Below are 26,139 nucleotides of genomic sequence, written 5' to 3'. Positions count from 1 at the left end.
CACCATCCAATTATTAAGTTATAGCTAGGCAGCTTCTGCCTGCACACAAGGCAAGCGGAAGCTAAAACAGGTTCCACCGAGCGGATTGGGTTCGCTCCACAAACGACCACCGTGACTTTCAATCACCGTGCGGCAAATTGCTAAGCCTAAGCCCATGCCGTCTTGTTTGGTCGAGTAAAACGGTTGGAATAATTTTTCAGGATCTTTTAATCCCGGGCCGCGATCAGTAATGCTGACCGTTACGGTATCTTGATCGCGTTCAATTTTAACTACCACAGCGGCGGCCAAGGCCGTTTGTTCTTGTTCGATCATCGCTTCTAATGCATTACGAATCAGATTAAAGACGACTTGCTCAATCATCACGGCATCGCACTCAATCAATACGTCGCGCTGCTCGGCTTCGACCACGATTTCTAATTGCCAGCGCTGGGCTAAGGGGGCGACGAGTGCTAACGGCTCGGACAATAACTGGACTAAATTATGCACGTCATGTTTGCTCGCCCGCTTTTGAATAAAGCTGCGCATGCTATGAATAATCTTACCCGCGCGGCGTGACTCCTCGCCCATGCGACGCACCGCTTCTTGCACCTTATTGGTTTGCAACGGAGCGACTTCTAAAAACGCATCCGCCGCAGCCGAATAGTTGGCAATTGCCGCCAATGGTTGGTTAAGTTCATGCGCAATCCCAGAAGCAAATTCGGCCAAATTGGCTAAGCGCGCGGTGTGCTGCAATAGCTCGTCGCGTTCACGCGCGGTATCAGCGGCGGCGCGCTCAGCGCTAATGTCGGTGGCGATATCCAAATTAACGGGTAAGCCATCTACCCACAAAATCGTGCGCCGTTCTAGGTGGTACCAGCGTTCTGTTTGGCGATCACGGAACTCGATGGATTTGAACTGTGCGTCTTGGATCAATTCTGGCCAATACATTAAGCAGCACGGCCCGTCTTCGTCAAACTGAAATAAATCGGCATGATGCCGATTGCGAAATAGCAAACGACCGTCGTCAATGGCGCTGACATACACCGCCGCATCCAAACCAGATAAAACGGCATACAGTTGCTCCCTCGACAGGGCTAACGATTCGCGCTCTTTTTGTAATTCAGTGATGTCATACAGGGACGCCATCCAACCACTGGGACTGCTGTCGTTGTTGACCAAGGGTGAAGCAAATAAGCGCACGGACAGGGTTTCGCCATTAGCACCGATTACCGCTAAACGGCGGCCTTGATCGGGGTTATCACCGGCTAACATAGCGTCATGCGCCGCTTGGCATTCGTCAATATTATCTAAAGCCCAAAACGAAAACGGCGCGCTAGTTCCGATGAGATCTTCCCGAGCCAAACCCAGCATCGTACACAATGCGGGATTGACATAAATAATCCGACCAAGCGTATCAAACGCGAGCAAACCAGTGACCAAGGATTGCTCCATCGCTTCTCTAAATCGTAGCTCTTGCGACAACGCCAATTGGGCCGCCTGGCGCTCGCGCAACCAGCGCTGCAATAAACGCAATAACCAAATAATGAGCAGGCCAAACGCACCGACTGCTACCGCCAACATTAACAGCAAGCGTTCTGAATGTGCGCCGCTGTGCAAACTGGCGCGCAGCGATAAGCCGCTATTATCTGGGCCAAAATTTAATTTATGCACATCGGCATCGGGCGCGATGGCACTCACCTCACGCGGAGATAACTGCTTATTCTCGCGGTTCACCAAACTCAAATCGTAGCGTTGCACAAACCACCACGGCACTTGCGAAGTCAGCAGTTGGTCAAGATCGTAAGTCACCAGTACTGTACCGGCATTGCTGGTTTCTTCTGAGATCGGAATCACTAGCACCCACAGCGGCGCGTATTGTTCGATCACTTTGCTGTACACCGGTCTTTTCACGCTATTGCTGCGATGGATGGCTTCGGTAATGAGGGGATCGGTGATAGGAGGAAGTTTTTCTGGACGTTCAACGTAGGTCGGCACACCCAAAACACGCTGATTATTTTTGTCCAAATAATCGATCGCGATTACCGCTGGATTGTCCTTGACGAATCCAGCCGCTAACACCAAGAAATCGTTATTGGCACGAACCGAGTTGGATTGTAAGTCGTGCGACCAGTTTTCTAGAATGCGCTGATTATCAACTAAGGTTTGGGTGACGTTTTGCTCCAACCAAATCAGATCAAGCGACAATTCGCGCGCGGAAGCGGCACGCTGATCGGAATACCAAAGCCAGCCCAAAATCGTTGACACAAATAGGCTGATTGTCAAAATCAATGAAGCCGCTAACCAAGGCCAGCGACTTTGAATTAATTTTTGGGAGGCAGTTGACAAGGTGATTGAGCTTGGTTGTTATCAATTCGATTTAGGTACTTAATTTATCCAAGGCAACTTTAACGCATTATTCCGCGCTCGCCAAGGCAGCCACACCAAACAAGCCGGCGTCTGCACCTAAAGCGGCGGGCACCAGTTCGAACTGGTACATGGCAGGGTACCGCTGCATCTCGGAGCGCAGCCGTTCTAGGTAGCCCGATCGCAACCCGACGCTACCGCCCACCGCCGCCCGTTGAATGCCCAACATCACGGCCAAATCAGTCAGCTTCTTAGCAACTTCGGCAATGCCCGATTGATACAACTCGTTGGCTTTAACGTCACCCGCGTCGGCGGCATCGCACAAGTGTTTAGCACTATCAAATCCATTGCGCTGCGCCAGATGGCCGAGTGCAGTACCGGAGGCGTAATTTTCTAACGTTACCCCATCGGCTAACAGCATCTCGCCGATTTCAGCATCGAAGCCGTTAGCAGCGATATGCAAGCGTCCGTTGAGCACCAAGCCTGCGCCGATACCAGTTGACACGGTCAGGAACAAGAACTCGCTACACTGCGCTCCCGTTCCAAATTGATATTCTCCCCACGCCGCCGCACGAGCGTCGTTGTAAATCTGAACTGGCTGTTGCAAGCGCTCGGTTAATACGGCTTGCAGCGGATAGCTTTGCCACCCCGGCATCACATCAACGTTATGCCCGGTCACGCAACCTTGGGTAAGTTGTCCGGTGATGGCGACGCCAACTGGTAACGATTTCTGGGCAAACGGGCGATACAGTTTGACTATTGTCTCTACCATCGCATCTGGCCCAAGTTGGCTGGGGGTCGGTGCTTGATTGCGCCAAATTAGTTGTCCCTGTTCGAACAAAGCGATTCGGCTTTGCGAGCCACCAATATCAAAGGCAATAACGCTGTGCAAAACAGACTCCTTAACGGTTAGATTCATCACATAGCAAAAAAGGCAAACTGGGTTATTCCCCAGTTTGCCGAAGATAGCAGCCTAATTTCAAGCCACCATGGATGGAAACGTGTTGTTCCACGCATCAATAACGAATCACATTACAACGATACGCGCACCCCGAGGAAGAATTGACGACCATTGGAATAAAACGATTCTGGTTGCTCAGGATTGGAGTAATACTTGAGTACCGGATTATTCAAATTAAGCGCATCAAAAGTGATCTTGATATTGTCGTTGACCTTGTAGTTAATCGACGCCGCCAACGTGCCAAAGCCCGCCGCATATTCGGTGGTGGTATTGGCTAAGCCGACCAAGAATGCAGAGCGATAGGTGTAAGCCAAACGTGCGCTAAAGCGATCATTCTCATAAAACGCTTCGGTATTAGCCGTATTCTTCGACGATCCAACCAATACACTGCCATTAGAATCATGTCCGTTAGCGTAGGTGTAATTCAACAAGCCGCCAAATCCACTAGAAAAAGTTTGCTGCCACGATAATTCTATGCCGTGATTTTTAGCGGAAATATTGTATGGCGTGGTGATGTTATACGGTGCCATTACGTGATTGGTGCTATCAAAATACGTGCTCACCACGTTGGTGTAACCGATATACGAAGGCATATCCATGTAGAACACACCTGCCGATAAAATCGCTTGCGGCGCGTAGTACCACTCTAACGCGGCATCAACATTGTTCGACTTGATCGACTTCAAGCTTGAATTACCACTTGAACCTGAGTGATCTAAATTATTCAATACCACCGCAGGCGACAAGGCGGAATAATCCAAACGCGACATTGTTTCTGAGGCAGCGAAGCGCGCCACGAGATCTTTGTTTACGTCCAACTTAAGGTTCGCGCTTGGCAAAACATCGAGATAATTATGCTTAGAGGTAATCGGGGTGACGAAAAAATTTGTTCCGTCGCTTGAATAGTCATAGGCATTCCCTATTTGCTGGGTTTCGACCAAACGCACACCAACGTTGCCGCGCCAATGGTCGCCAACTAAATTGGCCATTCCATAGGCTGCGTAATCTTTTTCGTTAATCGAAAAATTATTTTGGTACGCAGGGCCCGTATCGACATTGTTATATTTTTGCTCCCACGCCGCTAATGCGCCGGTATCCAATACCCAGAAGTTAGACAAGAAACCGGGGCCCGCGCCAATACCTGAACCAAAATTGGATGGCGAACGTGTGCCATTCCACGCCGGTGGTGGGGTCGAGGAAAAATCGCAGCTCGCCAAAGGATTGGAAGTACATGAGTACCCTTCATCGAACGCTTTACGCTGATGATTGGAGAACCGAATACCAAATTTAGCGCTTTCCACATGCCCTTGATCCAAGGACAAAATCATGTCGCCCTGCGCATACGTTTCACTATCAGTCACCTTAGCCGATTGCGCCCAACTGCCGCCATTGACCACATTAGTCGGGTTATTAAAATTAGTGGTGTCGACGCCCGGGAAAGAAACATTGGCCGGACCATGGGTGCCGTTCATCTGAAACGACAGCGGTGAATTAATCAAATAGGCTTCATAACCATAGTCATGCGGCGTCTCGCCCGTGCCGCGGGTATAGCCGACTTTGCTGGTAAAGGTGACCGTGTCACTAGCGCGGAATTTACTATCAAAGTCGATGTAAGCGGCGGAAGAACCCGAGTTAGGTCGATAAATTGAATCACGCACGCCGGGCAAGGCCTGACCGCCACCCGCAGCAGGGTCATAAGTCGTCATCGGGAAAGTGGCTGAAACAATCGAACCATTTTTCACCACATAACTGGTCGGAGAAACGCCGGGATAAGTGCCATCGGCATTGCCGCTGCCATTAAACATGCTCGAAACGTTGGCCATGAAATTGGTATCGAATGTTTGCGTAGTAAAGCGCGAATACAAACCGTTCACATCCAAGGTCAAATCTTTATTCGGCTTAAACTGCACGTCAAACAAACCGCCCTGACGTTTGCTGGTTTGCGTGAACGCGGCGGAACCAATTTGCGCGGGGATATTCACGCCGGCCAAATCAGGATGTGCAGCAATCACGCTCGGGTCAGAAATCGTTGATGCGCCCAAGGTGTAGAGTTCTTGTCCATCACGACGCTCAGCGCGTGATTCTGAAAAACCTTGGATTAATACGCCCAAGGTATTTTCATCGTTTTTCCAGTTCACCAATGCGTTAAACTGCGGCGAAGATTTTTTCGGCAGATCAGCGTACATATCTTGCGCCGTCATTTCTACGGTGAGCTGCTTTTTGAACTCGAGCGGTAAGCGCGTGACGATATTGACGTTACCGACTGTTCCCCCTTCGGTGAAATCGGCTTGCGAGCTTTTTTGCACTTCAACCGAACCAACGATTTCAGACGGCAGCAAAGTAAAACTCACGCTGCGGCCAACCGTGCCTTGTTGATCACCAATGTACCAGTCGCCGGTTGAGATGGAATGCCCATTGACCAAAGTTTGAGTCAAGCTAGGATTGGTACCACGGATGGTGACGCGATCGTTTTCGGAAAAGCCGCCTTGTCCACCTGAGCCGGAACTAATATTGACGCCCGGCACACGCTGCACCGCGTCAGCCACGTTTTTATCCGGTAGCTTGCCGATGTCCTCAGAACTGACCACATCCATGACGGAATCCGCATCGCGCTTGGCTTTGAGCGACTGTTGGCGTGAAGCGCGAATCCCCGTTACCACTACTTGACTCGTGCCATCGTCCGCGACAGCAGGTGCGGCGTTTTGGACCGGCGCAGATGCCGGCGCATCCGCTTGTTGCGCTTGCGCTTGCAGCATTGCGCTTGCTAATGCCATCGACACCGCTAAAGCGATGCGCGTGCGTTGTACCTTCATAAATCTCCCCTTTAACCTCGGTTAATTTTCTTTGATTGAATTCTCGGATTTATTGCTTTAATTATTTGCTCGGATACCGCTAATGCGCCAAATCTGCATTCCGTTGTGGTCAGCTTAACGACGAATTCTGAGTCGCTACGTGATCTATTTATTCGTCAGGGCAAGTCGGGCGTGTGAGCATAGTGATATATCCATTTTTGCACATCAATACTGAGATATACCCTAATAACTAAGTAAATGTACCTATATGACGCTAAAAGACCGGCGCTTTACCGAGGAGCAGCCGCCCGCGAGGAACAGCAAAGCTAACCAAACTCGTAGCAAAAAAATATCAGCCGCTCAGTGGACTGTTGTATCCGCGACGCACGAAGTTGCGCAGTTGCTTGAAGGCTGATCGAGAAAAGAGAGAAAGGTAGGGAGCGAGACGAGCAAGAGCAATGACCAATATCGGCAACGGCGAGGAGATCGATCCGGTCAATGCGCTAAGTCACGCGCCGGATCGTTAATGAATACTGGTTACGGCAACGGCGTGATATTAACTTCAACGGTAATGTGCGACAAACCTTTTTGCTGCTTAAGAAGCGCGTGATAAAAAGCCACGTCGCGCTGCGTCTGTTGTGTTTTGACCGACACGACTGCGCCAAAATGACCGGGGCCTAAACGCCAGATGTGCAAATCGTGTAATTGATCGCCCGCATCCAGCACCAAGGATTTGACTTTATTACTCAGCGCTGCGCTTGGATTCATGTCCAACAAAATCGCGCCGGTATCTTTAATCAAGGTGTACGACCAGCTAAAGATCACCAAGGCGCCGATAATCCCAGCAACTGGGTCCATCCACAGCCAACCAAATTGCCGCGCCAACAACAAACCAATAATCGCTAACACCGAGACCGCAGCATCTGCAATAACGTGAATATAAGCCGCACGCATATTGTGGTCACGCGCATCGATCTCATCGTGGTCGTGATGATCGTGGTGCTCATGTCCGTGGTGGTCGTGGTGCTCGTGCTCGTGATGTTCATCGTGTCCATGATGATGTCCGTGGCTGTGGCCGTGGCTATGTCCATGATCACCACCACTCAGTAACCACGCGCTGACGATATTGACCGCCAAGCCGAGAACGGCGATGGGAATGGCTTCGGTAAAATGAATTTCCACTGGATCGAATAATCGGCTAATCGCTTCGTAACCAATGAATAACGCAATCATCGCCAAAATAATTGCACTGGTAAAGCCAGCCAAGTCGCCTAACTTGCCTGTACCGAATACAAAGCGCGGATCGTTGGCGTGTTTGCGGGCATAGGAATACGCGAGCGCGGCAATTAACATCGCGCCCGCATGGGTGGACATATGCATGCCATCAGCGACCAAGGCGAGCGAGCCGAATAAACTGCCGCCGATAATTTCAATCAACATCATCACGCCACACAGAACAATCACCGACCAGGTTTTACGCCCGTTTTCATCGTGCCCAGCTCCTAAAAAAACGTGGTCATGGTTTACTGGATGTGCAAACTCGTTGTGCTGGTGCGAATGTTCGTGGTGATCGTGATCGTGGTGATCGTGATGATCGTGGCTTGGCGTCATTGGGATAACTCTAATGTGGAGTAAAAATTGACTGTGATTTTACCTGTTTTACCAGCGCTATTGATGACAAAAATTAGCTTACCGATTCAGCAATACTGCTCACAAAAATAGGTTCAAAAATCGGGGAGTTATCCAGTGAAAGTGAATAATTATTTGGGCTGATAGGTGCGGATAAATTCAACGAATTCTGCCGCTGGCAAGGCTGGCGACCAGAGATAGCCTTGACCAAATTCGCAGCCCAGTCCTTTTAGATGCACCAGCATTTCGGCGGTTTCCACACCTTCGGCGACTACTTCCAAGCCCAAACTGTGCGCCATCTCGATAATGGCACGGACGATGCCTTCGTCATTTTTATTTTCTAACATGCGGCGGATAAAGGACTGGTCGATTTTTAAGCGCTCTACTTCAAATCGGCTGAGGTAGCCTAGGTTGGAATAGCCGGTTCCAAAATCATCAATCGACAAATGCACACCAAGATTGCGCAACCGCTTTAATAGCGGACTGATTTGATCGGACTCCACGATTAATAATGATTCGGTCAATTCCAATTCAATTGCCGAGGGCGGCAAATTGTAATGTTCCAATGCATTCATCACATCGCGTTCCACGTTATCGCGCCGGAACTGAATCGGAGACAAATTGACTCCGACAACAATCGGCGGCAAACCCGCATCCATCCATTCGCGCGCCTGTCGGCAGGCTTCATCAATCACCCATGCGCCAATTTCATGAATCTGGCCCGAGCGCTCTGCGACCGGAATAAATTTATTGGGCGGAATCATGCCCAATTCTGGATTCTTCCAACGGATCAGCGCTTCTGCACCAATAATGCGCTCACTCTTTAAATCGAACTGCGGCTGGTAGTAGAGTTTGAATTCGTCTTTTTGCAAGGCCGTGCGGATACCGGAAATCAGATGAAGATGCTCCACAACATTGGTGTTCATCTGCGGATCATAAAACTGAAAACCATTGCGCCCGCGCTCTTTGGCTTGGTACATCGCGATATCAGCGTGCTTGAGCAACGCATCAAAATCCTGCCCATCATCTGGGTACATACTGATTCCCAGCGAGCAGGTGACCGATATTTCCATGCCATTGACGGAAAAATATTCTGATAAGAGATCGATGATTTTGACCGCTACAGTAGCGACCGATTCTTGCTCGGCTTGACCAGCAACGATGACCAAAAATTCGTCGCCGCCTTGACGACTTGCGGTATCACTGGCGCGAATGGTTTGCTTGAGCCGCGTGGCGACTTCGCACAACAACTGATCGCCCGCGATGTGCCCGAGCGAATCATTGATGGTTTTAAAATTATCCAAATCGAGATACAACAAGGCGATTTTATCGTTACCGCGTTTGGCCAATTCCACCGCTTGCTCAAAGCGCGCCCGCGCCAATAATCGGTTTGGCAAACCGGTCAACGCATCGTTATGCGCCAAGGTATCGATGTGGGTTAGGGCGTCGCGTATGCGCTCATTTTCTGTTTCTAAGCGAGCAACCGCAATCCGTAAATCGCTGGCTAATTTCCAAACAAAAAACGCCGTCGCCATCAAAATGGCAACCACATTCACCAGCGACATGATGCTCACAGGAGCGACTACGTTGACGTGGACACCGGTAATATTGACCCAGACTACGGTCGACAGAATTAGGATAATAAAAGTCAGCAAGCCAACGAATAAACGCAACGTGGCAAACATTGCCGCAAACACCAAAATAGCGGGGAATGCACTAATGGTAGCGTCATAAATTCCGTCAAACGCAAAACTCATTAAACCCATAACGATAGTAAGGGTAATGACGGTAAACATCGCCGCGAGTGTAATTCGATTGGCGCGCGCCAAAATCAATGCAACCAGCATGCACGCGCTCAACACCAATAACATCCAGACGGTCGGCCAATTTTGATTGACAAAATTAATCAGAATCACGCAACCGACGGCGCACAAAATGGCGAGAATAATTTGGATAAGCCGATTGCGCTGCAGCACCATGCCAGCTGTACTAACGCTTTTTGTCGATGGGAAATCAGAAGGCATGGTTAATGTGCTTTTGGCTAGAAAAATTACAGTGCTCCGATGTAATTCAGATTAGTCAACGAAAAGCATAAATTCAACTCATTGCCGATGTTTTATTCCATATGTATATTTGTTTTAAATGCGACCCAAGATAAAGGTGATGAAAATGGGATAAGTCTGATCACATGAGCGGACAAACTGAGCTAACTCTCAGGGGCGGGTTGCTTGGCGCGCCGGGGCAAGGTGGGCCGGCGAGCAAGCTAGAGTGGGAGGTTATTTTTCTTTTACTTGTATTGTTTCATCGTCAAACTGCTGCGGATTTTTACCGGTATAACCGCGATAAAACTGTTTAATTTCTGCCATGTCCGCGTCGATGTCGCCAGTCGGATGAAAGAAATGTGCCACGCCGCCGATCTTCTTTTTGAAATCCATAAATCCCAACAAAATCGGCACTTGCGCGCCCAAGGCGATGTAATAAAAGCCAGTTTTCCAATGACTGACTTTGTCGCGCGTGCCTTCGGGCGGCACGATAACGCACAGGCGTTCATTTCGATTGAAAGCGTCGATCGTGCCCTGCACCAAATTGGCCGATTTCTGTCTATCCACCGCAATACCACCCAGCCAACGCATCATGCCGCCCACAACTGGCGGAAACAAACTGGCTTTACCCATCCAATACACCCGCAAGCGCAGCGCAAAACACACCATTAAGGTGAACGGAAAATCCCAATTGCTGGTGTGCGGCGCGGCGATCAACACATATTTAGGTTCGGTCGGCGTTTGGCCCTCGACCCGCCAACCCAGCAACCGCAAAATCAGCACAGAAATCCAGCGCATGATGGTGTTGATAATGGGTGTATCAAAAATGGTGTGATGCATAAGGATCGCCGTATTAAAAGACCAATAAATCAGGCTCTAGGCCCAAACAGGCCTGCATTATAGGTAAACGGTGTATCCCTAGGGAAAATATAAATGGGTAAAAAATGCAGTTTTATAATCGAATGGGCAAAATAAAACGTGAATCAGCGTGTTTGCTGATTCACGTCATAAAAACTCTTCGCGCCGCCCTGCAAAAATGCAGCGCAAACTTTAGGGGCAGGTTTATTTTTTTGGAAACACCAAGCTATTTTGTTGCCGCTCAAACCACTGGTTAATCATAAATTCTTCATACGGGTAGGTTTTTCGGTCTTTGCCTATGATTGCAGCAGATCGAGAGAAAAAGTTCGGGTCTTTTAACTCCACCTGCGCTTCATTAATGACTTTATTGTCTGCGTCCAGCAACTTGGACGTGAAGCTAATCGCCGGCCGGTCATTTTGCTTGACGATGCGCATTTCGCGGCCTGTGGTGCCCACTGGCATTACGTCACCGGCCAAATCCAAATCGGTTACGGTAACTTGCCAATGCACGCCATCGGGTAATTTCTTGGCCAGTTCGGCAAAAATCCCATCAAAATTTTTGAATAAAGCCGCCTCAAACTGCTCTCTATTTTGCTCTCCAGCGCGAATATCGGTGTATTTCGCTGGCTCTTGCCAAGTGACCGTGACTTCGCCCGCGTTAGCCACTGTTGCGCCGATTGCCACTAGCGTGATGAATGCCGAGGCGGCCAAGGTTTGTATTGTGCGATTAATTAATTTATTCATAAGAATCCCTCTCTGGTTTCACCAAAATAATTGGCCACTGTAACAAAATCATTGCGCGCCCGTGTTTCATTAGGTATCGACTGTGTTGTTCCAGATACAAGTTGCTCAGCGGTTCATTCAAACTGCTCGCATGACCTGAAAATATTGTTTCACGATAACGCGATTGAGCGTAAATTTGTGCAGCTCATCCTGAAAAAAATCGGTTCATACCTCAGTTTTTACCGTTTGTCGCATTCTCTAAACTTGCACTGAGTAAATCCTTATACTTCGGTCAGCGTTAAAGTAAGCGTTGCTTACGTCCCTATTTAAAACAATATTAATAAGCTTTTTACACTTTTTAATTGCTAAGCGGTAATTTTTAACTATACTCGCGGCAACTAAATTAACTTGGCTGGAGAATCCTATGTTGCAGCATTCTATTCGTACCACTTTCTTGCTTGGCACCCTAGCGGCCGCCATGGCGATTGCCCTGACTGGCTGCGGTAATGCCAGTTCTAAGACCGATAAAACCGCTGCCGCAGCGAGCGTTTTGCTGGTCGCACCAGAGGATTTGGTCACTATTCATAACAACGCCTTCGCCTCCGGCCCGTCGATTACTGGCTCCATCCAGCCAGAAAAGCGCGCCGATTTGCAGGCTGAAGTCTCATCAGTGGTGTTGCAAGTCTATAAAGAGAACGGCGAAAAAGTTAAAAAAGGCGATTTAATTGTCCGCCTCGACGACACATCGATCCGCGACAGCTTAAATTCCGCCCAAGAATCAGAACGCGCAGCGTCCCAAACGCTCGATCAAGCGCAACGCCAATATGAGCGCTTAAAAACTCTGCGCGCTTCCGGCATGGCCTCCGCTCAATCGTTAGAAGACGCGGAAATCAAACGCAACAACAGCCAAAGCGATTTATCGGCTGCCAAAACCCGCACCGTGCAAGCACGCCAACAATTACAACGCACCGAAATCCGCGCTCCGTTTGATGGCATCGTGAGCGAGCGTAAAGTGTCCAACGGCGACACCGCGCAAATCGGTAAAGCCTTGGTCAAAGTGATTGACCCAAGCAGCGTGCGTTTTGAAGGCTTGGTTTCTGCCGATGCAGTCAGCCAAATCCAAGTCGGCCAAAAGGTCAATTTCCGCATCAACGGTTATACCGGTCAAACGTTCGATGGCGTAATTAAGCGGATTAATCCAGAAGCCAACACCGTGACGCGCCAAGTCGAAGTGCTGGTCAGCTTTGCCGACAAAAAGTTACCGCAAGTCTCAGGCCTGTACGCTGAAGGTCAAATCGAAGCAGCCAGCGTATCGACCTTGATGATTCCAGAATTAGCCATTATGCGCAGCGGCGACAAAGTCAGCGCATGGAAAGTGCAAGACAAAAAAATCCATAAAATCGACATCGCTCTGGGCGCACGCGATCAGCGTCGTGGTGATTTTGTGGTGAAATCGGGCTTAAGCGATGGCGACATTTTGATCCGTAATCCAAGCACTACGCTCAAAGATGGGCAAGAGGTAGATACATCGAACAAACCCGTTGCGCCTGCCAAACCGGTACCTGCAGCGCCAGCTGCATCTGCCACTAAAGGATAATCGCCATGTTCTTATCCGACTTTAGTATTAAACGCCCGATTGCCACGGTCGTCATCATTATGATGTTGATGTGCTTGGGGCTATTGGCCTTGAATAAATTGCGCGTCAATCAAAATCCCGACGTGGCTTTTCCCCTTATCGTGGTCAGCATCCCCTACCCTGGCGCATCGCCCGATACGGTAGAAAAAGAAGTTCTCAACCGAGTAGAAAAATCACTGCAAAGCATTACCGGCGTTGATCACACCGAATCCACCGCTTACGAAGGCAATGCTCAGTTTTTGATCTTCTTTAAGTTCGGCAAAAACATGGTGGAAGCATCGGATGAAATCCGTAATGCGATTGGCACGATCCGCTACAAATTGCCGGTCGAAATCCGCGAACCAGTTTTAGAGCGAATTGATCCTTCATCGCAACCGATTATGGAATTGGCCTTATCGTCCAGTTCGCAAAGTCACGCGGAAATTTCACGCTTAGCCGAAGATCGTTTAGCCGAAAAATTCCGCGCAATTGATGGCGTCGCTGTGGTCAATGTAAACGGTGCGTTACACCGTGAATTAAGCGTTTTATTAAAGGCTGAAAAGCTGCGCGAATTTAACGTCTCAGTCAGCGACGTCACCAACGCATTACGCATTCAAAACACCAATGCGCCAGCCGGCAAGGTTCGGGGCGATTTGACTGAGCAAAGCATACGCTTGGTGGGTCGGATTGAATCTCCAGCCGATTTTGAACAAATCGTGATCAAACGCAATGGCGATCAATTAGTGCGCTTAGCCCAAGTCGCGACCATCAAAGATGGCTTTGCCGAAGTCAGCGGCTACAGCATCCGCAACGCCCATCCTAACGTCAGCATTTCTATCGTGCGGGCGAATAGCTCCAGCACCATCGCCGTAGCCAATAAAGTGCGCGAAGTCATGGATGGCATCAACAAAACCCTGCCGAGCGGTACACAATTAATCATTAGCTGGGACGGCGGTAAAAATGCCCAAAACAGCTTAAACAATGTGATCGATTCGCTCATGTTTGGCGCGGTGTTGACGATTTTTGTGGTTTATATTTTCTTGAATTCGTGGCGTTCTACCTTGATTACCGCGTTGAGCTTACCGACCTCTGCCATTGCGGCCTTCATCGCCGTTTGGCTGTGCGGATTCACCTTGAACTTTATGACCTTACTCGGTTTATCACTCGCCATCGGGGTGTTAATTGATGATGCGATTGTGGTGCGAGAAAACATTGTGCGCCACATGGAAATGGGCAAAGATCGACGCACTGCAGCCTCGGAAGGCACACGCGAAATTGGTTTAGCCGTTGCTTCCACCACGTTCTCGATTATCGCGGTCTTTATTCCTGTCGCGTTCATGCAAGGTGGCGCGGGTGAATGGTTTAGACCCTTTGCATTAACCGTTGCGATCTCGGTGTTGGTGAGCTTATTTATCTCGTTCACGCTCGATCCGATGTTATCGGCTTACTGGGGTGACCCAATCGGTCATCACACCCAAGTTAAAACCGGTATCAGCTTGTACCTAGCTAAATTTAACGACTGGTTCGATCACCAAGCCAACCGTTACAGCGGCGTGATTGCTTGGGCGTTGCACCACCGTCGTTCTATGGCAGCGATTGCGGCACTGAGCTTGGTCGGCGCCTTAGCCTTACATTCGGCCTTTGGTGGATCGAGCTTCTTACCAAAAACCGATGGTTCAAAAATCGCGATTGATGTGCGCACTCCATCGAGTTCCAGCATTGACTTCAACCGTTTAAAAGTTGAAAAAGCAGCCGAACTCGCACGCACCCTGCCAGAGACAATTTCAACCGATAGCAACGTCACCGCATCGGGTGGCCGCGTCAATGTCGAAATTGGTAAAAGTACCAAACGCAAGCGCACTGCGACTCAAATCGCGGTCGATTTGCGCGCGGTGTTAAAGAGCTTGGTTGGTGCTGAATATGTGGTGCAAGACGACTTGAATAACGGTGGTGATAAGCCAGTGCAAATTCAGTTTTATGGCACAGATTCACGCCAACTGACTGTGTTGACCAACGACTTTATGGAGAAATTGCGTAAAGTGCGCGGTGCGGTTGACGTTGGTTTGTCTGAGCAACCACCACGCGATGAACTGCAAATCAATCTCAATCGCGGTTTAGCCAATGCCTTGGGCATTTCAGTCTCTGACGCAGCCCAAGCATTGCGTGTTGCCTTCGCCGGTATTGAAGTTGGCGACTGGATCGATCCAACCGGTGAGGCACGCGATGTGGCGGTGCGTTTGCAAGCCAATGACCGACTCAGCACTGAAAATATCGAGCATTTGCCGATTGCAGTCAATGGCGGTAATTCGATGGTGCCGCTCAACCAAATCGCCAATTTCGCCATGGGTAAGAGCCCATCCGAAATCAACCATAAAAACGCTAAGCGCATCATCAATGTATCCGCCAATGCGGAAGGTCGTTCACCTGGCGAAGTCACTGCCGATGCCTTGGCAATTGCAAAAGAAATTGATTTCCCAGCCGGATACGGGATTGAATTAGACGGTATGGCGAAAGAACAAAAAGATCTGTTCACTGAAATGTTTACCGCCTTGGTCATGGGAATTGGTTTGATGTACTTCATTCTGGTGATGCAATTTGGTTCCTTCACTGCGCCGATTGCTGTGATGTTGTCCTTGCCCTTGAGTTTGATTGGTGTGGTGTTGGCCTTATTGCTCACTGGCGGCACGCTCAACTTAATGAGCTTTATCGGCATCATTATGTTGATGGGCTTGGTGGCGAAAAACGCGATTCTGTTGCTTGATTGCGCTCGTAAGCACGAAGCCTTGGGCCATGATCGGGAAGAATCCTTAATGTACGCTGGCCGTATGCGCTTACGCCCCATCTTGATGACGACGTTTGCGCTGATCGCCGGTATGTTGCCAGTGGCAATTGGCTTGGGCGAAGGTGGCGAATTCTACCGTCCGTTGGCTGTGGCGATCATTGGTGGAACCATCACTTCAACCTTGTTGACCTTGCTGGTGGTGCCAACTTTCTACGACAGTATTGAGATTTCTAAAGACCGCTTCTTCGCCAAGCTACAACAACGCTCAACTCGCATGAATAGCTTAGTCGCAGCAATTCTTACAGCGATAGAAGCGGTGTTGACGCTGTTGTTGGTGCGCTGGGCGTTCCGCATGATAGTGAAGTTGTCGCAATTCTTACGCGGTCAACGCGCAATACGTTCGGCTTAACTTAGCGCGCATTCAGTAAAAACGACAAAGGCACGAATCAACGTGCCTTTGTCGTTTCTGATTCGATCACTTCGATTTATGGATTAGCAAATTGGCCGGTCTTCAATGCTTCGTCTGCGCTTATTTCATTGAGTTTAACTAAGGACGATTTCAACGCTGCAAAACAGTGTTTATCTATCGCTGTGTCCAGATTTTCCGCCATCATTTCTAAAGTGCGCGGAATCGGAATGGCACCGCGATAAGGGCGCGTGGCGGTGATGGCGTCAAAAATATCCGCGGTAGTGATGATGCGCGTTTCCAGCGGAATTTGATCGGCGCTGGTGCCGCGTGGGTATCCGGTTCCATCGAGCTTTTCGTGATGCGCTCCAGCGACCTTGGCCAAATCGGCAAACGCACCAATCCGCGACAAAATTACTTCGGTATAGGTTGCGTGCAGCTTGACCGCGTCCCACTCCTCAATATCCAATTTACCGGCTTTATCGAGCACGCTATTGCTCACGCCTAGCTTGCCAACATCGTGTAATAACGCAGCGCGCTTTAGCCAGCGGCGGCGCTCGAACGACAAACCTAATTCTTCCGCAATCAAATCGGTATACAACGCCACGCGCGCACTATGGCCGCTGGTGTAGGGACTTTTGGAATCGACCACTTGACCAAAGGCGGCGGCAATATCGTCTAAATAATCGTCATCCACCGGGACTTCATAACTGGCTGGCTCCAAGGCTTGCAATTTGGTTTCGAAATCCGTTGATTTCAGCGCCGCCCAAAACTGCTTATCTTGTGCCACGCGCTCAAATACCTGCACCAATTCAGGATCAAACCATTGTCCCGAGCGCGAACGCACTTCTTGCAGCGCAGCGTCTTGACCGTTGGCGGTATAAAACACGTCGATCACTTGCGACATCAAGGCGATACGCGAAAACAAGGGAATGTCATTACCCGCCAAACCTTCTGGCTTACCTTGTCCATTGTAATGCTCGTCCAAACTATAAATGCCACTGGCTACCGTTTCCGAAAAGCGCAGCAAGCGCGCAATGTCAGCACCACGTTGGCAGCGGGTGGCGATCAGTTCATGAGCAATCTGTGGGCCGTCCCGCAAAATCGTCAAGACACTACGGAAGCGATCGGCTAAACCGGCTTTGATGCCGGTGTGCTGAAACACAAAACGCAACACTTGCGGCAGACTTTCGCCGACAAACTTGAAATCATGTTTAAAGTGCAAATCGTCGGTCAAATACAATTCGCAAATCCGCGCTGCGTTACTGCTGCATCCGAGGTCTTTCAATAGCAAGGTGTAATACAAATTCCACAACTGATCTTCGGGCAAACCGAGCTCACGTCCGACGTGCATGCCAATCCAACAACAGCGCACACAATGCCCAGCGGGCTGGCCTTCGGTAATATCAAGCGCATAACTGAGCGCGCCTATTAATTCGGATAAGGTAATGCCTTCCGCGATTTTCATTAGCGGGGGCAAATCAGTCGTTTCAGGTAAAGATGATGTCGTCATGCGGCAGTGCCTCGATGTTTTCTACCAGTTTAGTCCAAGTAAAAAAAATTGCACGAAGGGAATAAATTGATGGTCATTGGCTAACGGATTTGACCCGCGCTTTTGTCTCAAAAATAACTCAGCATTTTTTGCAGTTCATCCCTCAATTTACGCCGTTTATCGCATTTCAGATTCAAATTGATGCCGAATCATTACACTGTCCGCAGCTCTAGAAGTGAGAGGAGCGGAGAATACTTTGAACTTAAACGTTTCCAACTTTAGGAAAAATTTCATGTTATCTATCCAAAATTTGTCCCTAACACAGCGCAGCTTTACCCGCTTATTGCTCTGCTCAGCCGTTGCTGCGACCTTACCGATCCACGCTGTACAGGCCGCCGAAACTAATGCAGCGGCAACCGCTTTAACGCCCTACTCATTTGCTACAACGCCAGGCCGTTTGCCGAAAAATGTGATCCCAAGCGATTACATTATTTCGCTCACTCCCGACATCGAAAAACACCAATTAGCCGGTACCGAATCGATCACGCTGCACTTTACCGAAGCGACCGATACGATTCAGCTGAACTCATTGAACCAAAAACTGAGTAACGTTTTATTGGATAACAAGCCAGTTAAAAATGTTGTTTCAAGCGATAAAGATCAACTGACCACCATCACGCTAGCGAGCAAAGCAGGCACTGGTAAGCACACGCTAAGCTTTGGCTTTAACGGTGTCTTAGAAACTGAACCGCACGGTTTGTTTGTGCAAGAATATTCCGGCACAGGCGGCAGTAAAGAAGTCATGTTGTCGAGCAAATTTGAAGCGACCGATGCACGCCGCATGTTCCCTTGCTGGGATGAACCGGCTTTCCGCGCCACGTATCAATTGAATTTAACTGCCCCTGCTAAATGGGTTGCCGTGGCGAATATGCCAGTCGCCAAACGCGCCGTGAACGGAGAATTAGCAACGACTAGTTTTGTGCGCTCACCTAAAATGCCAACCTACTTAGTGCATGTCTCCGCCGGTAATTTTGGTGTGCTCAGCGGTGAAGCGGTTGGCACTAAATTAAACATCGTGGCCGCCAAAGGCCAAGAGCAAGACGGTGCTGAAGCGCTGGTCAACGCCAAACAAATTTTGGCCGATTACAACGATTATTTTGGCGTCAAATTCCCCTTACCTAAACTCGATTCCATCGCCGTTCCGGGCGGCTTTCAAGGCGGGATGGAAAACTGGGGCGCGATTACTTATAACGATCAAGCGTTATTGCTGACCTCATCGAGCACCATGGGCAATCACCAAATGGTCTATTCCATCCAAGCGCACGAAATGGCGCATCAATGGTTTGGCGATTTAGTGACGATGGGCTGGTGGGATGAATTGTGGTTGAACGAAAGCTTCGCCTCATGGCGCGCGGCTAAAGAAACGGATATCCGCCACCCAGATTGGCATTGGTGGCAAGACCAAGACGGCAGCAAAGAAGATGCGATGAACACCGATGCCAACGTCAATTCACATCCTATTTTGCAGCACGTGACCAACGAGTTAGAAGCCACCAGCGCCTTCGACCCAAGCATCACCTACAACAAAGGGCAGGCCGTGTTACGTATGGTCGAAGCCTATCTCGGCCCCGATGTATTCCGCGAAGGGATACGTAGTTATATGAAAAAACATGCGTACTCCAACACCACTAGCGCCGATTTGTGGGCGGCATTGAGCCAAGCTAGCGGCAAAGATGTCAGCAAAGTCGTCGGTGCATGGACCACGCAAGCTGGCTTCCCGCTGGTATCCGTTGCATCCAGTTGCGACGCAAACGGCAATCGCTCGATTAGCTTGAGCCAACAACGTTTTTTAGCCAAAGGTAACGACGCCAGTAATCCGCATTGGAGCGTTCCATTGCAAATTCGCGTCGGAACATCGAGCAACACCAAATCAGTGTTGCTGACCAAAGACGGTCAAGTCGAAGCAGCAGGCAAATGCGATGACGCCTTAAGTCTCAATGCCGACACCGTAGGCTACTATCGCGTGGCCTATGACAGCGCAATTCAACAAGCCAACAGCCAGCATTTCGCCACCATCAGCGACGGTGATCGGATTGCGTTATTGGACGATCAATGGGCCTTAGTCAAAGCGGGAAAACAAGATTTATCCGGCTTCTTTGCCATCGCTTCGGCCATGGGTTCCAACCAAAATCTGCGCTCGTGGCAAATCATTAATCAAGCTTTAGGCGAAATCGAACACGCCGAACGCGGCACTGCTGGCTACCCTGCTTTCACCGCTTATGCACGCTCGATTATCAAACCCCTCGCCAACCAATTAGGCTGGGATCCAAAGGCTGGCGAAACACCGGGTGTGCAACGCTTACGCCGCACGGTGTTGCGTAACTTGGGCGCTTGGGGAGATGCCGATGTGATTGCCCAAGCGCGCGTGCGCTTTACTAAGTTCGTCGCTGATCGCACAGCAATTCCGGTCGATAGCCAAAGTTTTATTCTCAATATTGTTGGTTTAAACGCGACACCAGCAGAATTTGAGCAATTGCACGCAATTGCCAAATCGGCCAAAAACGAAACCCAAATGCGTACTTACTATCCCGCGTTAATGTTGGTCAAAGACCCAGCATTGTCAGCTAAGGCAGCCGAAATTGTGTTCTCGCAGGATATTCCTAAGCAAGCAGCCGGATTGCGGATTAATTTAGCGCTGACCTTAAGTGAAAGTAACCCAACCTTATCGTGGAGTACCTTTACCAACAATGTTGACGTCTTGATGGCACCGTTGCAGCCGGAAGGTACCTCGATGTTGCCGCAGTTTATTCCAGAAATTTTCTGGAATTCGGTGCCGTTGGATCAAATTGAATCGTGGCTCAAAGCGCATACGCCGGCTGAATTAGCGCCCTTTGTGGCACGCGGCATGGAAGCGGCGCAAATCAATTTGGCTGAAAAAAATGTACTCACCACCGCAACCGATGCTTACCTGACCAAAAAGGTCAGCACAGCACAATAATGGCAGGACTTATTTAGCCATTGCAGAACGAAAAATGGATGCTTTACGGCATCCATTTTTTTAACTATTCTTTGTCACCACCATTTCGTATCAAGGAACTATATGAACGTGATCCGCCCCGCGTATGTAAAACAATTTTGTATTTTTAGTCTGTCCTTAGCAACCTGTTTTCCCGCCATCTCGTTCGCAGATGGTCTAAGCGATTTAAAAGCCGCCTTGACGCGCGCCCAGAGCGCCACGCCCATCAAAGCCACCGTCGATGTCAAAACCTGGAGCAAAACCGGCGAAGGTAAAGAACTGGAAGAAATCAACGGCAACGCTGCCATCCAAATCGAAGAAAACCCACGTGGCCTACAACTGCAATTCAATCACGACTTGCTGGCCAAATTATCGACCGAAGAACGCGCTCAAGAACGCGACCCAAAAACTAAAACTCCGACCATCGCCGCTGCCGGTGAATTGAGTTCCAAAGAAATCAATCACATGACCAACGCCGCGGCATATATTCTGCACAAATTAGAAAAAGCCACGCTAAAAGCAGAGCGCGCCGAACAATGGAACGGCAAACCAGCCCGCGTTTTGAGCTTCGATTATTCGCAAGACAAAATTTCAGAAAAAGATCGCAAGTATGTTAAAAAATTCGACGGCACATTTGATATTTGGATTTCACCGGAAGGGATTCCATTAGCCAGCCGCAGCCGCATCAATGTCTCAGGTAGCGCGATGATTGTGATTAGTTTTGCCAGCACTAACGAAGAAACCGAAGTCTATTCATTGGTCGGTGATCGTTTGGTGACGAGTCGCAAAGAGAATAAAAGCAGCGGTTCAGGAATGGGTGAAAAAATGGAAAGCAGTTCGGTGAAGACCCTACAGATTCAAGGCTGATAATTAGCGCTGCATTTAGGGAATATAGACCAAGTCACCCATTCCCTCTTTCCAAAGTTTGGCCGCTCGGCCGCTTTTAATGACTATTTTTAAAGAGCGATTAAAGTCCTTAAGAGCAGCCGAGCTTTTGCCGTTTTTTTGGGTGATGATGTAGCTCGATGGTGCGCTAGCCCAATTAGCCGGAATATGCTGGATCAATGGATTGTGAAGAAATTGCTTGGTATTTTCGCCGTCCACGACGGACTCCAATTCTTCCAATAAGAAATCACAACGACCAGAAATTAACTTGCGGTACACGGAGCCGTAATCCGGCGTCCAATCCAGCTTTTCGGGTTGAATTTTGTAGTGCGAATAGCTATAACCAGATATTCCACAGCCGTGCAATTTTTCTAAATCTTCCACCTTAGTGATGTTTAATTTTTTGGACGCCAAGAAAAATACCGACGGCGTCAATGTGTTGTAGTGATCAGAAAAATCAAACACTTTGGCACGTTCTTCATCAAAATAAGCACCCATGGCAAAGTCGACATAACCCAGTGAAACGTCATGCAGACAACGTTTCCATGGCCCGTCATTGATCAATTTCACCTCGATTGAAGCCTGTCGAAAAACCTCCAGAACGATGTCTATTCGGGGCCCAGAAAAAATCGACTTGGTGGACACATTTCTATTTTCAGAATCCATCCCTCCGGGGTCGAGGCACATCGTCAATGGTTTGGGCGACTCAGCGCGGGCGAATTGCACAAAGAAACAATTGAACGCCACTACGCACCCCAAAATAAACCACATCGATTTCATGATTCCATCATTTCGTAGACTAACTGGCACTATGTTCAACCGCCGGAAATGGAGCGCGTTTTGCAAGCGAGGATCAACGACAAAATAGTTACGCCAGCCAAGTTCTCGGTTAGATTCGCTTAACTCCATGCTCAAGGTTTGTAAGGCACATTTTGGATTTGCACATCCCAGATTTTTTTCGCCGTCCCTGACTTGATGACGGCTTCCAAAGCGTGGTTTACTTGTTCCAATAATTTACTATTTCTACCCTTACCCGTAATTAGATATCTTGATGGTGCGCTGGCCCACGGAGCATTGATGTGGTCGATGTCGGGCTCGGCTAAAATATTTTTCCCGATCTTTTTAAAATTGGAAATAACTTCAAGCTCCTCCAAAAAGTAGTCGCAGCGCCCAGCACGCAGTCGCCTGAGTAAAGAATCGTAGCCAGTCGCCAAATCGAGTTCATCCTCCTTCAAACCGTAGTGCGAATAACTCGACCCGATCAATCCGCAACCACGATAATGGCGTAATTCGCTTAAATCAGCAGCAATTACCGGCTTCGATTTCAAATAGAAAATTTGCGGGGTGAGCGTGTTGTAATGGATTGAATAATCAAAAATCTCAGATCGTGCCTCATTAAAATAAGCGCCCATCGCGAATTCAACATTCCCGTTTTCAACTTCGCTCAAACAGCGATTCCAAGGGAGACTACCAATAAAGGTGCCACTGCGACCCATCACCTTAAAAGTTGCTTTCACGATTTCTATCGAAATGCCGCTAATCCGATAGGTTTGGTAGTGATCTTTTCTCTGTTCTGGCGTCATCCAATCAACAGGATTTGGATCGCCACAAACCCGAATCGGATCCACCGCTTGTGCATGACTTACACGTAATACCAATAACAAACAGACTGCTAACATTTTTGTCACGAGTCGCATCATGTTTTCCCTGTCCTTCGGTTATATACAGAGTTGGATTAGATTTTTTTCTTCAAATAGTGAATCAGTTTCAGTGTAGTCTTTGATGCGCACGGACGTCACAGTGCATGTATATGTTATTTTCGGCACCATCCACAATCCAGCGGTTGAGCGCAAGGTTTAATAAAATCGCGGCAATACTGGGCTTACCTAGTACTAGCTCGTGAGGCAACACGTTTTACTCACGCAGGTGCAAGGCAACCAAGATTAAGCGTTGATCATCCTAGCCCGCGCCCCCATAAGCCCCAACCACCGATCGCCGCCACCCACATCGCTGCGGCAAATGGCGTAGTCAGTCACGGTTCTAGCAGCACGGTCGAGTAGTTGAATATCGGCTTCATGCTGACGCGCGACGTGCGGATCTTCTAGGAATAAAATTCGGCGGCATTGGCGATTTAAAATCAACTCGGCGATTTGCGCGTCACCCCCTAAAGGTCCGCTGCGAAACGGTGTTACCCAATTGCGCCCTGCTTGTTCGCCTTTGATTTTTTGCGCCAGCTTATTGAGTAAGCCGCCGGTAGTGCCCGTGGCGCAGCGCATTTTGAATTGATCTAATACGGCGAAATGTTTTTCGGCTAATTCCAACATATTGGTTTTGAGTGCATCGTGGGCAACCAGCGCGATGCTCTCTTGGCTGAAATCGAACAAATAGTCCAAGCTCGCATCGGGCGGCGCGCCACGATCAATCGCTTCCAATTCAAACCATTCACGCGCCCCAATTTGGGTACATAAAAAGGGCTTGCTGTGGATGATGCATTGCCGCTTTAAGGCCAGCGCTTCAGGGAAAGTCGAGGAAGGATCGACTGGATCGATCAAATAAATCACCGCATCGAGCGCCCGCGCCGGATCAGGATCAACTACCCGCGACACCAACATCATTAAGCCGCCTTCACGTCCATAAGGAAAGCGCTCAATCGCCTCATACCCGGGAAGCAATCCGTGGCTGCGGATGGCATCCAAGGTGCGACCAACAATAATTAAATGCGGCTTGATGTGCGTTGTAATGGCGGCGTCAGCACCGCTTAACAGTTTTACTAATCCCGATTGTCCATCATCTTGGTGGGCGCGATTGGCGGCGAGACCGATGCGCATGGCAGGTGGTTGTGCTGGCATGTGAAATTTTTATTGTAGTGATTCAGGGAAATAGAGACGATGCAAAATAATATCGGAACGCTGCGCTATTTACTATGCTTTGATTGGATATTTAAGCGCGGATTGAAAATGGAACCACCTGCCTGCATTCTTGCGCGTCAACATCAAAACGATAATGCAACTTTGCCCCGAAAAACGCCGTTCATATTCATTCCTCAATTGTCGCGTGGGCGAGCGTGACGAGTTTGGGCAACCGAGATGTTCCATTTAGGCTGAAGGCAGCGGTCCAGCTAAGAAAGTTACCATCAAGCCAACAAAAATATTCGATTTGAATAACCCCTTGTATAATGTGGCCTTTATTTTTCCCCATTAGAAAGCCCCACCATGAGTTCCTTACCTCCATGCCCTGTCTGCGACTCTGTCTTTACGTATGAAGACGGCGAGCAATTTGTCTGTCCGGAATGCGGCCACGAATGGAAGGCAGAGACAGCAGCCGCTGCCGATGAAAAGAAAATCTACCGCGATTCAGCCGGTAATGAATTACACGATGGCGATACCGTGACCGTGATTAAAGACCTAAAACTCAAAGGCTCTGGCGGCACGATCAAAATGGGCACTAAAGTGAAAAATATTCGTTTAGTCGATAGCGACCACGATATTGATTGCAAAATCGACGGTTTTGGCGCGATGAGCTTGAAAACCGAATTTGTGAAAAAGGTCTAAACACTTTCCATCGCACGCATCCAAATCACGGCCGCCCCCGATTGGGGCAGCAATTTGGATGCGCTGTTCGCCCTGCCCCCCGCCGACCCCGCCCTGCGCGCCCACCCAACTCCCAACTCCCGCGCACCTGACGCTGTGCGCAAACGAGTCGCTACCGACGCTAATCACCCAAACATTCGTTGCGATCAATTTAGATAATGTGGCATCAACGAAGAGCAAGCGGACTTTTGCTTCCTGTGCAATCGTTTGCACTGGTTTTACTCTGTTTTTCCCATTAATTTATTAAAATTTTTGAGTTGAAGTTACATATTTAACATTGTGTATCGAAATTTGATTTCTAAACTAAACCATCAATGTCCAGGGTAATCCAGCTTTTTCAATTAAGGATTTCAACTTAATTATGCGGATCAACGGTGAAGTAGATGTTCATGAGCTCAGGGTGATGTTGCGCGAGGCAACGGCACCAGTACATCGCAAGCTCGATGCACATCCTGTGCTAAAACCGCTGTTTGACGCCAAACTCAATCCAGCCCAATACAGCCTTGTGCTGCGCTGTTTTCACGATTTTTACTCCCAAATCCAGCCAATTTTAGGGCGCGAATTAAGCCATATTCCGGTGCATTACGAACTCACCAATCGACTTCCTTGGCTCAACCAAGACCTTGCTGACTTGCGCCAACTTGGCTGTAACTCGCCTCAGGCGACGACGTTTTCCCTACCCGCGCTAAACAGCAGTTCGGCCGTCATTGGCGCGTTGTACGTCATCGAAGGATCTACTTTGGGTGCCCAAGTGATTGCTCAACAAGTGCGCCGCTCACTTGGATTCCACGCTACTTGGTGCGCACGTTTTTTCCATGGTTTTGGCGAAGTAACCTTAGAGCATTGGCGCAAATACTGGGACTTTGCCACTACATTATGCGAACCTGCGCACTATCCCCATGCTACTGACACCGCGGTGGCGCTGTTCGAGTGTCTCATCGCAGGCCTGGATGAGGCTTGGGCGCAGCGCGAGACCACATTACTGCATCCCATCTGAAAATCAAC

General features: G+C 49.1%; 17 protein-coding genes. 6 read left to right on the top strand and 11 right to left on the bottom strand.

Annotation, left to right across the window (positions count from 1 at the left end; translation table 11 throughout):
• Window positions 1-24 precede the first annotated feature (24 nt).
• From E2I14_RS05630 to E2I14_RS05600, 7 genes are all read right to left on the bottom strand, one after another.
• On the bottom strand, window positions 25-2,325 hold the full coding sequence (locus E2I14_RS05630) for a PAS domain-containing sensor histidine kinase (RefSeq protein WP_133326300.1): 2,301 nt from the start codon (window positions 2,323-2,325) through the stop codon (window positions 25-27).
• A 67-nt stretch (window positions 2,326-2,392) separates the two neighbouring features.
• Complete coding sequence (locus E2I14_RS05625; RefSeq protein WP_165967763.1) at window positions 2,393-3,235, bottom strand: ROK family protein; 843 nt, start codon at window positions 3,233-3,235, stop codon at window positions 2,393-2,395.
• Window positions 3,236-3,375: 140 nt separating this feature from the next.
• Window positions 3,376-6,117, bottom strand: coding sequence for a TonB-dependent receptor (locus E2I14_RS05620; protein ID WP_133326296.1), 2,742 nt, complete (start codon window positions 6,115-6,117; stop codon window positions 3,376-3,378).
• A gap of 516 nt (window positions 6,118-6,633) precedes the next feature.
• Entirely contained in the window at window positions 6,634-7,707 is a 1,074-nt protein-coding gene (gene dmeF / locus E2I14_RS05615) for a CDF family Co(II)/Ni(II) efflux transporter DmeF (RefSeq protein ID WP_133326294.1), read from the bottom strand.
• 149 nt (window positions 7,708-7,856) lie between these two features.
• The gene (locus E2I14_RS05610) at window positions 7,857-9,749 is read right to left on the bottom strand and encodes a putative bifunctional diguanylate cyclase/phosphodiesterase (RefSeq protein ID WP_133326292.1); all 1,893 of its coding nucleotides are present in this window, start codon (window positions 9,747-9,749) and stop codon (window positions 7,857-7,859) included.
• A 252-nt stretch (window positions 9,750-10,001) separates the two neighbouring features.
• Window positions 10,002-10,607 (bottom strand): lysophospholipid acyltransferase family protein, encoded by a 606-nt coding sequence (locus E2I14_RS05605; protein WP_133326290.1) that lies wholly within the window; start codon window positions 10,605-10,607, stop codon window positions 10,002-10,004.
• Between the two features lie 222 nt (window positions 10,608-10,829).
• A complete protein-coding gene (locus E2I14_RS05600; protein ID WP_133326288.1) occupies window positions 10,830-11,369 on the bottom strand; it encodes a DUF3016 domain-containing protein in 540 nt (179 codons plus the stop codon).
• Between the two features lie 403 nt (window positions 11,370-11,772).
• Between E2I14_RS05600 and E2I14_RS05595 the strand changes: the two genes are divergently transcribed.
• Together E2I14_RS05595 and E2I14_RS05590 are read left to right on the top strand one after the other, a co-directional pair.
• Window positions 11,773-12,945 carry an efflux RND transporter periplasmic adaptor subunit gene (locus E2I14_RS05595; protein WP_133326286.1) on the top strand — a complete coding sequence of 391 codons (1,173 nt, stop codon included), beginning with the start codon at window positions 11,773-11,775 and terminating at the stop codon, window positions 12,943-12,945.
• Between the two features lie 5 nt (window positions 12,946-12,950).
• Window positions 12,951-16,154: an efflux RND transporter permease subunit gene (locus E2I14_RS05590; protein ID WP_133326284.1), complete on the top strand. Its 3,204-nt coding sequence runs from the start codon at window positions 12,951-12,953 to the stop codon at window positions 16,152-16,154.
• 76 nt (window positions 16,155-16,230) lie between these two features.
• Here the strand turns inward: E2I14_RS05590 and E2I14_RS05585 are convergent, their stop codons facing one another.
• The gene (locus E2I14_RS05585) at window positions 16,231-17,619 is read right to left on the bottom strand and encodes an HD-GYP domain-containing protein (RefSeq protein ID WP_133327117.1); all 1,389 of its coding nucleotides are present in this window, start codon (window positions 17,617-17,619) and stop codon (window positions 16,231-16,233) included.
• Between the two features lie 316 nt (window positions 17,620-17,935).
• Here E2I14_RS05585 and E2I14_RS05580 point away from each other — a divergent pair, with 316 nt between their 5' ends.
• Window positions 17,936-20,641 carry a M1 family metallopeptidase gene (locus E2I14_RS05580; protein ID WP_133326282.1) on the top strand — a complete coding sequence of 902 codons (2,706 nt, stop codon included), beginning with the start codon at window positions 17,936-17,938 and terminating at the stop codon, window positions 20,639-20,641.
• Between the two features lie 102 nt (window positions 20,642-20,743).
• Window positions 20,744-21,526 carry a hypothetical protein gene (locus tag E2I14_RS05575; RefSeq protein WP_133326280.1) on the top strand — a complete coding sequence of 261 codons (783 nt, stop codon included), beginning with the start codon at window positions 20,744-20,746 and terminating at the stop codon, window positions 21,524-21,526.
• A gap of 15 nt (window positions 21,527-21,541) precedes the next feature.
• On the opposite strand, the gene E2I14_RS05570 is transcribed toward E2I14_RS05575, so the two are convergent.
• The 3 genes from E2I14_RS05570 to E2I14_RS05560 form a co-directional block, all read right to left on the bottom strand.
• Window positions 21,542-22,210 carry a substrate-binding periplasmic protein gene (locus E2I14_RS05570; protein WP_227544648.1) on the bottom strand — a complete coding sequence of 223 codons (669 nt, stop codon included), beginning with the start codon at window positions 22,208-22,210 and terminating at the stop codon, window positions 21,542-21,544.
• Between the two features lie 245 nt (window positions 22,211-22,455).
• The gene (locus E2I14_RS05565; protein ID WP_133326276.1) at window positions 22,456-23,244 is read right to left on the bottom strand and encodes a substrate-binding periplasmic protein; all 789 of its coding nucleotides are present in this window, start codon (window positions 23,242-23,244) and stop codon (window positions 22,456-22,458) included.
• Between the two features lie 243 nt (window positions 23,245-23,487).
• Complete coding sequence (locus E2I14_RS05560) at window positions 23,488-24,393, bottom strand: methylglyoxal synthase (protein WP_133326274.1); 906 nt, start codon at window positions 24,391-24,393, stop codon at window positions 23,488-23,490.
• A gap of 363 nt (window positions 24,394-24,756) precedes the next feature.
• On the opposite strand from E2I14_RS05560, the gene E2I14_RS05555 reads away from it, so the two are divergent.
• Both E2I14_RS05555 and E2I14_RS05550 read left to right on the top strand, forming a co-directional pair.
• Entirely contained in the window at window positions 24,757-25,095 is a 339-nt protein-coding gene (locus tag E2I14_RS05555) for a zinc ribbon domain-containing protein YjdM (protein WP_133326272.1), read from the top strand.
• A 400-nt stretch (window positions 25,096-25,495) separates the two neighbouring features.
• Window positions 25,496-26,131: a biliverdin-producing heme oxygenase gene (locus tag E2I14_RS05550; RefSeq protein WP_133326270.1), complete on the top strand. Its 636-nt coding sequence runs from the start codon at window positions 25,496-25,498 to the stop codon at window positions 26,129-26,131.
• The last annotated feature ends 8 nt before the right edge of the window (window positions 26,132-26,139 follow it).

It is taken from the genome of Sapientia aquatica (genome assembly GCF_004358105.1).
Classification (GTDB): domain Bacteria; phylum Pseudomonadota; class Gammaproteobacteria; order Burkholderiales; family Burkholderiaceae_D; genus Solimicrobium; species Solimicrobium aquaticum.
Note: the sequence above shows the minus strand (reverse complement) of the source record. Positions and strands in the feature narration are given on the sequence as shown.

What these genes read in the sequence shown, in the direction of transcription:
- E2I14_RS05620 (WP_133326296.1), bottom strand. Translation starts at nt 6,117, where the DNA reads ATGAAGGTACAACGCACGCGCATCGCTTTAGCGGTGTCGATGGCATTA.
- dmeF (WP_133326294.1), bottom strand. Translation starts at nt 7,707, where the DNA reads ATGACGCCAAGCCACGATCATCACGATCACCACGATCACGATCACCAC.
- E2I14_RS05610 (WP_133326292.1), bottom strand. Translation starts at nt 9,749, where the DNA reads ATGCCTTCTGATTTCCCATCGACAAAAAGCGTTAGTACAGCTGGCATG.
- E2I14_RS05605 (WP_133326290.1), bottom strand. Translation starts at nt 10,607, where the DNA reads ATGCATCACACCATTTTTGATACACCCATTATCAACACCATCATGCGC.
- E2I14_RS05600 (WP_133326288.1), bottom strand. Translation starts at nt 11,369, where the DNA reads ATGAATAAATTAATTAATCGCACAATACAAACCTTGGCCGCCTCGGCA.
- E2I14_RS05595 (WP_133326286.1), top strand. Translation starts at nt 11,773, where the DNA reads ATGTTGCAGCATTCTATTCGTACCACTTTCTTGCTTGGCACCCTAGCG.
- E2I14_RS05590 (WP_133326284.1), top strand. Translation starts at nt 12,951, where the DNA reads ATGTTCTTATCCGACTTTAGTATTAAACGCCCGATTGCCACGGTCGTC.
- E2I14_RS05585 (WP_133327117.1), bottom strand. Translation starts at nt 17,619, where the DNA reads ATGAAAATCGCGGAAGGCATTACCTTATCCGAATTAATAGGCGCGCTC.
- E2I14_RS05580 (WP_133326282.1), top strand. Translation starts at nt 17,936, where the DNA reads ATGTTATCTATCCAAAATTTGTCCCTAACACAGCGCAGCTTTACCCGC.
- E2I14_RS05575 (WP_133326280.1), top strand. Translation starts at nt 20,744, where the DNA reads ATGAACGTGATCCGCCCCGCGTATGTAAAACAATTTTGTATTTTTAGT.
- E2I14_RS05570 (WP_227544648.1), bottom strand. Translation starts at nt 22,210, where the DNA reads ATGGATTCTGAAAATAGAAATGTGTCCACCAAGTCGATTTTTTCTGGG.
- E2I14_RS05565 (WP_133326276.1), bottom strand. Translation starts at nt 23,244, where the DNA reads ATGATGCGACTCGTGACAAAAATGTTAGCAGTCTGTTTGTTATTGGTA.
- E2I14_RS05560 (WP_133326274.1), bottom strand. Translation starts at nt 24,393, where the DNA reads ATGCCAGCACAACCACCTGCCATGCGCATCGGTCTCGCCGCCAATCGC.
- E2I14_RS05555 (WP_133326272.1), top strand. Translation starts at nt 24,757, where the DNA reads ATGAGTTCCTTACCTCCATGCCCTGTCTGCGACTCTGTCTTTACGTAT.
- E2I14_RS05550 (WP_133326270.1), top strand. Translation starts at nt 25,496, where the DNA reads ATGCGGATCAACGGTGAAGTAGATGTTCATGAGCTCAGGGTGATGTTG.